Below are 13,101 nucleotides of genomic sequence, written 5' to 3'. Positions count from 1 at the left end.
GCCATGGACTTCGACACGACCAGCGGCCGCGCGTTTCTCGAGCTTCCCGATGACTACGCGCTCCCGGACACCGACGACTTGATGCACGACGCGCGAGCGATCCTGCTTCACACGCTGAACCTGCGAACGGAAACGCAATCGTCCGGCATCCAGATCGCACCCATCTGGGAAAACCACGAAGGACAAGCAGCACTGCGCGCAACCGTCGTGCCGAATGTCATCGAAGGTCGGCACTTCGAGGGCAAAGGAATGGTTGCGCTGCGTGATCCGAGCGCCCTGACCATGATCGCCGATGTCGTCGAAATCCTTGCGGAAGAGCCCGCGGCCGCCGCGACGGCGCTCGCCGTGACGTCGTCGTTATGGCTCAGCAGCGACGCCCCCATCCGCTCGCTCGGATTGCCTTACAAAGGTCATTACAAGCTCTTGACACTCGTCCTCGCCGACTTTTTACGCAAAGTGGGCGCGGGCTTCGACGAACTGGAATGGATCACGTCGCTCGGCATTCTGAGCGCGTACCACAACCCGGATGAAGATCCGCCCGTCGAGCAGGTAGTGGCCTCCACACGCCAGAAAATCGAACGATTGATCGAAGAAGAAAAAGCATTGATGAATGCGCTCGCAGGACAAGTGAATCAATAGCGACCGAGGGTAGCTGTATCTTGCGTCGAAACGAACAATTTCGCGCCCGCATCGCGGACGTGGGCCTTCATGGGTCGGCGGATCGTTATGGCGATCTGTGCGTGCACGGAGTCATCGATCTTCGCCGCTGCTTTTCGCGCGACGACATCGAGCGGGCGGTGCAAGCGACCGTCGCGGCTTTTCCCGTGCTCGGATGCGTCTATGAACCCCACTTTTTTCGGGATCGCTGGGTTCGCGTGCATGGCCCCATTTCCGACATGGTTCACGTGGGTGCCGCGGCCGACTTGGAGAGCGACACGCAAATGTGGACCGAACGCTCGCTCGATCCAACACGCGTGCGGCCTCTTCGAGTCGTCGTGTTGCCGGCGCCCTTTGGCTGTCGGCTCATCGTGAGTTTATCGCATTTGGCCATGGATGGTGCGGGCATGGCGGCCGTCGGGCACGTGCTGGGCGCTCATCTTTATGGAGTGCGCCCGGCTTTGCCCGTGGAGCCCAGGCGTCATTTGCGGCGCGCGCTGAATGGGCTTTCCCTGCGCCAATTGCCCATTCTCGGCCGCGATATGTTCACCGTCCTGCTCCAGCCGCTTCGCGTTTTGTCCGCAGCCCCGCGCGAACGGCCTTATCCGCAGAGTGGCTCGGCCAGACCATTGTCGAGACAAATCGTGCTCGAAGCGTCGACCATCGAAGCGCTCGAGGCCCGCTGCGGCATGCATGTGCGGGTCAATGATTTGCTCATGGCCGCCATTGCCATGATTGCGGCAAAGCGATCCAGCAAAGGGCCCGTCGCCGTGCTTTACACGATGGACCTTCGGCGATACTCACGCTCGGCACACCTATCCACCACGAATGCATCATCCATCTTGACCACGATCGTTCCACGCTCGGCCACGCAAAACATCGTCGATGCCGTGAAGGCCGTGAGCGCCATCACGGCACAGCACCGGCGGAGCCTCGTTGGGCCGGCGTTTTTGCTTTTGCCAACGCTGCTCGCGGGGCCATTGCCGCATGGAATCCTGCGACGGCTCGCGCCGGCATTCCAACAGGTGCTCGTCGATTTGCCCATCAGCCGCGGATTCATTTTCACCAACGTGGGAAAACTCGATCAAGGCCTCGGGCCGCTCGTCGACGATATCGTCGACATGCGCGCGGTCGGGCCGAACGTCAAAGGGATTCCGGTGCCGACCATGGTCGCATTTGGATTGCGAGGGCGGATTCATCTTCAATTATTTGCGCCGCCTGGATTGGGAGAACCAGCCCTGAACGAGCTCGAGGGCGAATTGCGCGAAGCGTTGACGATTCCGAATTGACGGCAAACGTTCCAGACAAACACTTCCTTCGTTTCCCCATGGGTCCTCGGTAAAACGACCTACGCGCGGCGGGTTTGTCGCGTATCGAATGACCGATTCATCCGCGCCACGACCTCGCTGTTAAGCAATAAGCTTTCGTCTCGTCATTCACGAGAGGAGGCTCGATGCGATTGCATCTGAATACGTTGTGGCTCGCCCTGACGGTGGGCGCCGTGGGAGCTTGTTCCGCAGGACTCAGTCCCAATGCCGCCGCTGAACCGCAGCCGGCGCGAGGTACGTCGGCGGCAGCGGCGCCTGCTGGAGGTATCGTTTCCGATCCGCGCCTGGGTTTGCTTGCGCCGGGAGACTCGAAGACGAGTTATGCCCCCGTCGCCATCGAAGAACCTTTTGCCGCGATCATGGCGCGTCTATCCGCGGAAAAACCCGCCGTGATGAAAAGGCAATTGGATTTGCTCGCCTCGAGGTACGACCTCGCCAACAAGCCGGCACGTGGCGTCACGATGTCGCGAGGCAAGGCCGTACAACAAGGCGTGCGCGTGAAGCTGCCGCAAGGAATGACGTGGACGTCGCTCGCCGGTATGACGCCGGCGGAGATTCGCGACAAGAACCTTTTTCCAGCGGGATTTATGCCATTGCCTCACGCAAAACACGGCGAGGGCGGAATGGTTTTCCCAAAGACGCACATCGCGGAGATCAAGCGTCAGGAAAACCTGAACCTCGAACGATTCGACGTGGAATTCGACTTCCCCGAGCATTTCATTGCGGAGTTTCCTCCGCCCATCTTTCTCACGACCAGGCCGGACCTCGGGGACGTGTCCCGCGGCCAGCTCGTCACGCGGCAAAACTTTTTTGCGTTGTTCGACGGAATCCTGAATCCGGAAACAACTCGAAGGGCTGCGCCTCTTGGTATCGCAATTCGCGCAGCAGCAATTCAATCTGACCGACGATCGTAGGTCCGAAAAGCCCAGCCCCGGCGTGAGCTGCTTCGATTGCCATGCGAATGGTCATACGAATGCAGCATTTCACCTCGTCGGCGACAAACGCCCCCAATCGCATCGGCGCCGCATCGATACGCCATCGCTAAGAGGCGTGAACCAGCAGCGGCTCTTTGGTTCACAACGGGCACTCCGCACCATCGAGGATTTCACTGAATTCGAGCAACGTGCGGCGTATTTCGATGGGGATATCGTGATCGCTCAGAAGAAGGGTGTCAATTTCCTCGAACGAGGAAGCGAAGTCCATGCGATGGCCGAATTCCAAGAGATACTCGACTTCCCGCCCGCGCCGAAGCTTCGCATCACCGACAAACGACTCGATCCACGCCTCGCCACGCCCGAAGAGCTTCGAGGTCAGGAGGTTTTCTTTGGCAAAGGGCAATGCGCCAATTGCCATCCACCGCCGATCTATTCGGATAATTTCATGCACGATCTCCATGTGGAACGGTTCTACCAACCAACGCTCATCAATGGGCGTCTCACTGTTGCCGAAGGCCCGACGAAAAGCTTCCCGCTCCGAGGCATCAAGGATTCGCCACCGTATCTGCACGACGGCCGCCTCCTCACGCTCGAAGACACCGTGGAATTCTTCAATTTGGTGCTCGAGCTGAAACTCTCCGATCAGGAAAAGAGCGACCTCGTCGCATTCATGCGCGTGCTCTGAACACGACTCTCCCAAATCGTATCAAGCGAGGCTTTGGGAGCTGCTTGATTTCTCGGCGCTGCGGCGGGGGCCCCGCTGTCCGAGCCGCCGAAGGCGGCGAGTTCGGGGTGCCGCGGTGCCGAGAAATCAAGCAGCTCCCGAAGCTCAATCAACGAAGTGGCGGAGTACTGCTCGTGGTCAGCGCATAGACCACGTCTTTGCGTCCCTGCGTCTTTGCCACTTTGCGTTAAACCTCGGGTCAATGAGGTCACCCAAGCGCAGATCGTCAAAACATTGGCGCTCTCATCCATTGTCGGAAAACTGCTGCCTCGATCGTTTGTGCTCAAAACGTAGACAGCATTGGACAGCCAAACCACCTGCAGGCATCGTTGGATGTCAAAGCAGTATTCGCATTCACGTGCTCTCAACACGATTTCGACGCATTTCCGTCCACAAAAGGACTGGTCTGTCATGGTACCATGTATTCGATGGTAACTCGCGAGGGAGGACGACATGATCAGATCCCGCCAGTTCGAAACGTCGACTACACTTGATAAAGAATACGACCCGACGCACCTCGTGCATGACGCACAGCGATATCTTCGCTGGTATGCAGACGAAAGCGTCAAGGCGCGTCATGACCTTCCTTGGTCACTCGATATACGGTTTGGTGCCGGAGCTGACGAAACAGTCGACATTTCGCCGGCACCTCAGCCCAATGCGCCGGTGGTGGTATTCATTCACGGCGGCTATTGGCAGTCCTTCAGCAGCAAGGAATTCAGCTTCGTGGCGCGCGGATTGCGGGCCAATGGCCTGACGGTCGTCCTCACGAACCATTCGCTCTGCCCGGCGGTCACCATAGCCGACATCACGCGTCAAAGCCGCTCGGCGATGAAATGGATTTACGAAAACATTCGCGCATTTCACGGAGATCCGGACCGCATCTTCGTGGTTGGTCATTCAGCGGGCGGCCATCAGGTCGCCATGCTTTTGTCCACGCGATGGCACGAGGATTATGGTTTGCCGCAAGACATCATCAAGGGCGCGATTCCCATCAGCGGCATTTTTGACTTGCGTCCACTTCGACACACGTCGATGCAAAAAAACCTCGGGCTCAATCACGAAGTCGTCCTCGATCAAAGTCCCATTTTCCACGTGCCCGATATGGGTCCGCCCCTGCTCGTCAGCGTCGGTGACGACGAGTCTGCCGAATTCAAACGACAATCGAACGAATACCTCACCCTTTGGCAACGCAATGGGCTCCCCGGGCGCCTATTCATTCAACGAGGCAGAAACCATTTCGACGCCATCGAGGGTCTGGTGGACGCGGAGAGCGTGCTCTGTAAAACGGTCGTCGAGTTCATCGCGCAATGTGAATGGCAGGAGCCGCCGCCAAGCCTACGAAGGATAACGATTCCCCCCGTTCCAACACGTCACATTGCGCTGGCGCCATTTGTAGGACCAACCGTTGCAGAAAATGCGGCGCCAAGCGTCATCGCCCCCGTCACGAAGGCGAGCACGAAAGTGCTACCTGGTCCGCCCGTCATGCCTGCGCGTCGCGATGAGAAGCTGGATGTATCGTTCGCGCAAGAGCGCTTGTGGTTCGTCCATCGGCTTTTTCCGGGCACGATCGTTTACAACGAGCCCATCATCATTCGAATGGATGGCGCCGTGGATGCCACGGTGCTCGAGCGGGCGCTCACGGAAATCGTACGCCGTCACGAAGCATGGCGTACGGTATTTGCCGTTATCGACGGAGCACCCAAGCAAAAAATCTTGCCGCCGCGGCCATTTCATTTGGATTCGGTCGATGCCGGCACGTGGCCCGAGGACATTCGGGAATCGGAAGCCGCACGCGCTGCCGTCGAGCATGCGCGGAGACCATTTCATCTCGAGCAAGGTCCGCTCGTGCGTGCGCTGCTCATTCGATTTGGCGACGCCGAAGCGCGCCTCGTCATCACGGCGCACCACATCGTCGTCGATGGCGTATCCTTTTTCAATGTATTTCTCCCCGAGCTCTCGGCGCTTTATGCGGCGTTTTCCCTGGGCAAACCGTCTCCCTTGCCCGAGCCATCGCTTCATTATGCGGATTTTGCCGCGTGGCAACGAATGTGGCTGAGCGAAGCGGCACTCGCGCCGAAGTTGGCTTATTGGAAGTCGCACATGGCGGGTTTTTCCGATCTGCCTTTGCCCACCGATTTCCCACGTCCGCAGTCGCCGACGGGGCGAGGCGCACGCGCGGCCGTGGCGGTTTCTTCCGAGCTCGTCACCAAACTCCGCGCGATCGCGCAACGCACGGGCGTCACGCTTTTCACGACGCTCCTCGCGGCATGGAAAACGCTGCTCTTCCGCTATTCGGGGCAAAGCGACATCATCGTGGGGTCCGCCGCGGCGGGTCGTCCGCGTCCCGAATTCGAGGGGCTGATCGGCTTTTTCAACAACAACCTCGTTTTGCGCACGCAGCTCGATGCAGCCATGTCGTTCATCGATTTGCTTCCCAAAGTGGGCGACGTGTTGAAAGCAGCGCGCGAACATCAGGACGTCCCGTTCGATAGGCTCGTGAACGAGCTGGGCGGCAGGCGTGACCCAAATGAAAATCCCCTGTACAACAATACCTTCATTCTCATGCCGCCCATCGCGCCCCTCGCCGCCACGCCGAATTGGAATGCTGGTCGAATCGACATTGGTGTGGCCAAGGTCGACTTGTATCTGGAGCTGCATCAGCGATCGTCTGGATTGGTAGGCCATATCGAATACCAGACGGAACTTTTTGCCAAAGAAACCATTGAACGGATGGTGGGCCATTTCGGCGTTCTCTTGGAGAGCATCGTGCGCGATCCGGCGGCGCGCCTCGAGGATTTGGCGATTTTGACTCGCGCGGAAGAGCAGCAGCTTGCAGAGTGGCAAGGGCCGCGGGTCAAGGCGAAGCCCGAAGAAGAATTCGTGTCGCTCGAGGGGCTGTTCGAGGCGCAGGTCGATAGGTCACCATTGGCGATTGCCGTGGAACAGGGTGATACGCGATTGACGTATGCTGAGCTCGACGTCCGTGCCAATCGCCTTGCGCATTACCTGCGCGCGCTCGGGGTGCAGCCTGATACATTGGTGGGCCTGTGCATCGAGCGGTCGATCGATGCGATGGTGGCGATATTGGGGGTGCTCAAAGCGGGCGGAGCGTTCGTGCCGCTGGATCCGAGCTACCCGAGCGAGCGGCTTCGTTTCATGCTGGAAGACGCGTCCATTTCGATTTTGCTGACGAATCGGAAGAATGCGGGCGTTTTACCGGAATACGGCGGACGCACCATTGTGCTCGACGACGAAGCTGCGGCGATCGCCGCGCAGGCGGAATCGCGGCCGGTTTCCAATGCAGGGCACGAGCACCTTGCGTACGTCATTTACACGTCCGGATCGACGGGCCGTCCCAAAGGCGTCATGGTCGAAAGGCGGGGACTTTATTACCTGGCCCGTGGTCTCGAGACCATGTTTGGCCTCGGCGTAGGAACACGCGTGCTGCAATTTTTCTCCCTCACCTTCGACGTCTCGATATGGGAGCTCGCCATGACCTGGCCCGTGGGAGCCACGCTCGTCGTGACGGATTCGAATGCGATAGCGCCCGGTGCGAATCTCACGAAAACGCTTCAGGAAAAGCATATCGATGTCGTAGCGATGACGCCATCGGCGCTCGCCGTGACGCCTCACGACGAGCTTCCTCGGCTGCATACGATCATCACCGCTGGCGAGGCGCTCCCTGAATCCCTCGTGAACAAGTGGGCCCATGGTCGACGCTTCGTCAATGCATATGGACCAACCGAAACGACGGTGGTATCCGTCCTGGGAGACTGCCGGCGCGGCGAGGGAAAACCCTCCATTGGGCGACCTTTCGATCACATTCCCGTCTACATTTTGGATGATCACATGCATCCCGTGCCCATTGGCATACCCGGTGAGCTCTACATTGGTGGTCCGGTTGTCGCGCGAGGATATTTGAATCGACCCGAGCTCACCAGGGATCGCTTCCTAGAAAACCTCATTCCCAACGCCGCCGAGACGCGATTCTACAAGACGGGCGATCGCGTAAAGTGGCGCGGTGATGGCCAAATCGATTACCTCGGACGCACCGATCGTCAGATCAAACTCCGCGGCTATCGTGTCGAGCTCGGGGAGATCGAAGTGGAGCTCGGTCTTCATCCTGCCATTGAAATGGCTGCCGTCCAGGTCGTGAGCTTTGCAGGTGATCCACGCCTCGTAGGATATGTCTTACCACGTCGACCAGCACCTTCCGACCTCGTGGATGCGCTCAAGAAACACCTTCGCGAACGATTGCCGGAATACATGGTACCGGCTACGTTTGTCGTGTTGGATCGAATGCCCGTCAATTCGAGCGGTAAAATCGATCGAGCATCGTTGCCGATGCCGGTGGAGCGCGCCCCTGTGATTGCTCCGACCGCAAACTCGCTGGAACATGCTGTCACCTCGATTTGGAAGGAAGTTTTGGGGCAATCCGATGTCGGTATCGATTCGCCGTTCTTCGAGTTGGGTGGCCATTCTTTGGCCATGGCGCGCGTGCAGGCAAAATTGCAAACGCAACTCGGCGTCGACATCGACATGATGACTATGCTCCGATTGCCCACGATCCGGAAGCTTGCGACACATCTGTCGACGTTGCCCAATCTGAAGCTTCAGCCCACGCCAAAGCCGAGCACCGACGCTGCCCCTGCGAAAGCACCGGCACCCGCGCGCGCAGATGCCATTGCCATCGTCGGTATGGCCATTCGAGCTCCCGGCGTACGTGGACCCGACGACTTGTGGGAGGTCGTCCGTACAGGGCGCGAAACGATCCAAAGAATGGATCCCGAGGACCTCATTGCCGCAGGCGCCGATCCGGCACGCGTGCGCCAAGCGAATTTCATTCCCGCGGAAGGCGTCTTGGAGGATGCGGATCATTTCGATGCAGCCTTTTTCGGTTTCAATGACGCCGACGCCACGTGGCTCGACCCGCAGCAGCGGCTTTTCCTGGAATGTGCCTATGAATCACTCGAACATGCGGGCGTCGACCCTGGCCGTTATCCGAGCCAAATAGGCGTCTTTGCCGGCGCAGCCATTCCTCGATATTGGCTGGGGCCCGTCATGAAGGCGCTCGGCGCTGCATCGAGCGACCAAGAGCGATACCGTGCGCAAACGCTGAATGCCACGGACTTTTTGGCGACGCGGGTGGCGTTCAAACTGGGTCTGAAAGGTCCCGCGGTCGTCGTCCAAACGGCTTGCTCCACATCGCTCTCCGCCATTCACATGGCTCGCCAAAGCCTGCTGGCGGGCGATTGCAACATGGCCATTGCAGGCGGCGTGTCGTTGTCCGCATTGAGCCCGCGAGACTTTGGACATCTCCACGTCGAAGGAGGTATCGAGTCCGCGGATGGCCATTGCCGGCCCTTCGATGCCGATGCGAGCGGAATGGTCAAATCGAGCGGCATTGCCATCGTCGTGCTGAAACGACTTGCGGACGCCATTGCCGATCGTGACACCATTCATGCCGTCATCCTCGGTTCGGCCATGAACAACGATGGATCGGACAAAATTGGCTTCACGGCGCCAAGCGAGGACGGCGTGGCCGCAGTCGTCGCCAAAGCCTGTGAAACGGCGCGCGTGGATCCTGCTACCATCGAATTCGTCGAAACGCACGGTACCGGCACGCGCCTCGGAGATCCGACCGAAGTCCGCGCATTGACGCGCGCTTATCGCAAATCGACGGATCGGCGCGGTTATTGTGCGCTCGGCGCCCTCAAAGCAAACCTCGGTCACATGGACGCTGCCGCTGGAGCTGCCGGCCTCATCAAAGCAGCCCTTGCGCTCGAGCATGCAACCATTCCACCGGTCCCAGGTTACCGCAATCCCAATCCATTGCTCAATCTGGAAACCTCGCCCTTCTTCATGAGCGATCGTGCCCGGCCATGGCCGCGCGCAAACGGTCCACGACGAGCTGGCGTGAGTGCTCTCGGGATTGGCGGGACAAACGTACACGTCGTTTTGGAAGAGCCGCCTGCCTTGGAAGCATCTACCGAAAGCCGGCCCTACCAACTCTTATGCCTCTCGGCACGTACACCCGAAACGTTATCAGCCGTTTCGCAAAAGCTTCGCGGCTATCTCGGAACGCACGCTTCGGCCCAATTGGCGGACGTCGCGTATACACTTGCCGTGGGCCGAGCGCCCATGCGTCATCGAACGACGGTCGTTTGTCGCAACGTCATGGGGGCTATTGGCGCCTTGATTTCGGTCCCGCCAAGCCCAAGTGCTCCGGCAGTCCCCACGACGACGCGCCCCGTGGTATTCTTGTTTCCCGGCCATGGGGCGCAATATCTCCAAATGGGTCGCGACTTGTACGATGCCGAGCCGGTATTCCGAATCGAGATCGATCGCTGTTTCGACATCGTCCGGGAAGACGCGCGGCTCGATCTCCGGCCATTGTTAGCGGGCGGCGCCGAAAACGAACGTCTACTCGACGAAATGGGCTGGGCGCAGCCATTCTTGTTCGCCATCGAATACGCGTTGGCCAAGCAGCTCATGGCGTGGGGCATAAAGCCCGCGGCCATGCTCGGCCATAGCCTAGGCGAATACGTCGCAGCCTGCATTGCCGGCGTCTTTTCGCTTCGTGACGCGCTCAGCCTCGTCGTCGCTCGTGGCCAATTGATGGACTCCACCCCCGCCGGCAGCATGCTCACCGCATTTACCGACGTGCGAACGATTACACAATTCCTTGGTGACGGCATCGCCATTGCCACCTATGCTCCCGATTGCGTCGTCCTATCCGGAGCCACCGAGCTCATTGACAAGGTGCGCGTTCGTCTCACGAATGCTGGCATCGAAACCAGCGATGTGCGTGTTTCACGTGCATCGCATTCACCCATGATGCACGGAATCCGCGCCGATTTTCGTGCACACGTGGCCCGCACCGAGCGGAACGCACCCGGCATTCCCATCATTTCAAACGTCACGGGGAAATACATGAATGTCGACCAGGCGACCCATGCGGATGCTTGGGCGGATCATCTTTGCAATCCCGTGCGCTTGACCGATGCTTTCGATACGCTATTCGACCTCGAATCGCCCATTTGCATCGAGGTTGGTCCGGGCAGCGCGCTCGGCTCGCTGCTCAAGGCGCATCCGCGGTTCGACGGAGAAACGTGCGAAATCGTGGGCACATTGCCGAGCGCTCGCAAGCGTGCCGAGTCTTCGTGTGCCGCTCTGTTTCGCGGATTGGGGCGATTGTGGGAGCTCGGGCTGGACGTCGATTGGCAAGCGTTTTACGCGCACGAGAAGCGCCGGCGCATTCCATTGCCCACGTATCCATTCGAAAGGCGGCGTTACAACCTCGAAGCTGCGCCGCCCAAAGTGCCCAAACCCAATGAACAAGCGGCCGCGCCGCCCTTGGAGCCCGCGCCGCTCGACGTGCGCGCCGTCGAAATTACCCGCGAGCTCGGAGCCACATCCATCGACGAAGCTCCGGGGTTGTTGGCTCGAATGGAGAACCTCTGCGCCCATCTCGTGCTCGATTTTTTTGCACGACGATTGGGCGATACCCTCGAACGACCGCGTTCCATGGAGGCGCTGCAAAAAGACACGGGCATTCTGCCCAAATATACCCCCATGTTCAATTCCCTCGTGCGCGTGCTCGAACGTGCCGGCATGGCAACTCGCCAAGGTTCCGACGCAATTTCGATCCGTAGCGAGGGCGTGGGGCGATCCGCCGGGCTCGCCGTATCGTTTCGACGAGACGAACCCAAGTTTTTGGGACTATCCCTTTTCCTCGAACACTGCGTCGCGCATTACGACGAAGCGCTGACGGGCGAAATCGAGCCGATCGGCGTTTTGTACCCCGACGGCACGGATGCATTCTACGAGGAGTGCATGCGCGAAAATGCCGCGTTTTATTACCATGTCTACATGGCGTTGGCACGCGACGTCGTGGTCGACATCATGAAGCGGCACCGGGACAAGAAAGTCCGCATTCTCGAAGTCGGCGCGGGACATGGTCGGCTCACATGGCCCCTGGTGGAGCGGCTTCGTGGTGAAAATGTGGAATACCATTTCACCGACATCGGACGTTCGTTCCTTCACGTCGCAGAACGCGAGGCAAAGAAACGCCGCATTCCTTGGATGAAATTCCTTCGCTTCGACCTGAATCGGGCCCCGAGTGAACAAGGGTTCCACGAAGGTTATGACATCATCCTCGGACTCGATTCCGTGCACGTGGCGCTCGACCTCCCTTCGAGCCTCGTGAAATTGCGTGAATTGCTCATTCCCGGCGGCGCGCTCGTTTGCGTCGAAACGACGCGCGTCGGTACGTGGGGCCATCTCGTTTGGGGTTTGGCGCCAGGTTATTGGGACGTCGTTCGCGCCCGCGGTGCGCTGACGATGACCCTCTCCGATTGGCAGCGCGAATTGAAGCGCGCCGGGTTTGCGAATGTCGAAACCGTTCCGAAAGACCCCGCTCGTCAGCGTGTCGAAGACAGTGCGCTCATCATCGCCGAGCATCCGACGCGATCGTCGGAGCTCAAAACAAACGTGTGGCACGACCTCGCTGCGCTGACATCGGCATCGAATGGCGAAGTGTCCATTTCCACGATGGATGAAGCTCCCGTGGCGTCACGCATACCCATGTCGACGACCGCTGCGGACAGTGCGCCGTCGATTGCACAGCATCTTTGGAAGCGTATGCTGGGCATTTCGCAAGTGCCCCCAGGCGCAAACTTCTTCGAGCTGGGAGGCGACTCGCTCCTCGCCGTTCACTTCCTCGCTGAATTCAACCTGCGAACTGGACGCAAAATCAAGATGGCTCAATTCATGGCGAATCCCACCGTCCACGGCATCAAGACCCTCATGGACTCGCCGGCTGCAATGACATCCACGCCCATGACCCCGGTATCGCACGAACCTGCAACGCAACCCAATGCGTCCTCGCACGTCCAACTGCAAGCGCCCTCGGAGATGCCTCGACGTATTCGAATCCCAACTCCATTCCCCAGCCGCAGAGCAATTCAAACATTCGACCAAGACGAAGCGGAGCTACGCGCTTTTCTGGATCGATTCGTCGAGTGGATGTGTATGCGCGATGGGGCTGCATTGGGGGCCATGTTTGCCCCGAATCATCCGTGCGTGAGCATTGGCGTCTCCGATGACATTCTCGAAGGCTCAATGAGCATCAGGGCACATTATGAGCGCAAGATGGCATCGCTCGTGGACCTGCGCGCATGCGTGCGCGATGCAAAAGTTCTCGTATTCGCCGGTGGTCGTGCTGCCACCATTACCGCACGGTTCGATTCTGAACAAACGTCTGCACAAGACGAGCGACAAGCCATTTACCACGATACTCGCCTGAGCCTGGTTCTGGAAAAACACGAAGGAGCCTGGCGCGTGATTCACATGCACTGCTCGCTACCCGTGGGCGAATCTGCTCGAACGTAACATTGACGAACAAGGCAATCGTGGGTACGTCCAGTCCAATGCATGACACCCAATCCATGGC

At 59.1% G+C, this 13,101-nt stretch carries 3 protein-coding genes and 1 pseudogene; all 4 read left to right on the top strand.

Features of this window, described 5'->3' with window-relative positions; translation table 11 throughout:
- The first annotated feature begins 3 nt into the window (after nucleotides 1–3).
- Complete coding sequence (locus IPM54_33340; protein ID MBK9264656.1) at nucleotides 4–639, top strand: hypothetical protein; 636 nt, start codon at nucleotides 4–6, stop codon at nucleotides 637–639.
- 20 nt (nucleotides 640–659) lie between these two features.
- On the top strand, nucleotides 660–1,946 hold the full coding sequence (locus tag IPM54_33335) for a hypothetical protein (protein MBK9264655.1): 1,287 nt from the start codon (nucleotides 660–662) through the stop codon (nucleotides 1,944–1,946).
- A gap of 323 nt (nucleotides 1,947–2,269) precedes the next feature.
- Nucleotides 2,270–3,605: pseudogene (locus IPM54_33330) on the top strand (cytochrome B6).
- Nucleotides 3,606–4,097: 492 nt separating this feature from the next.
- Nucleotides 4,098–13,040 (top strand): amino acid adenylation domain-containing protein, encoded by an 8,943-nt coding sequence (locus tag IPM54_33325; protein ID MBK9264654.1) that lies wholly within the window; start codon nucleotides 4,098–4,100, stop codon nucleotides 13,038–13,040.
- Nucleotides 13,041–13,101 lie beyond the last annotated feature (61 nt).

The sequence above is a fragment of the Polyangiaceae bacterium genome (assembly GCA_016715885.1).
Lineage (GTDB): Bacteria > Myxococcota_A > Polyangia > Polyangiales > Polyangiaceae > Polyangium.
The sequence above is the reverse complement of the archived record's forward strand: the minus strand, read 5'-3'. Positions and strand labels throughout refer to the sequence as shown.

Bases quoted from the DNA above. Each gene is read 5' to 3' on its own strand.
- IPM54_33340 (MBK9264656.1), top strand. From the start codon at position 4: ATGGACTTCGACACGACCAGCGGCCGCGCGTTTCTCGAGCTTCCCGAT.
- IPM54_33325 (MBK9264654.1), top strand. From the start codon at position 4,098: ATGATCAGATCCCGCCAGTTCGAAACGTCGACTACACTTGATAAAGAA.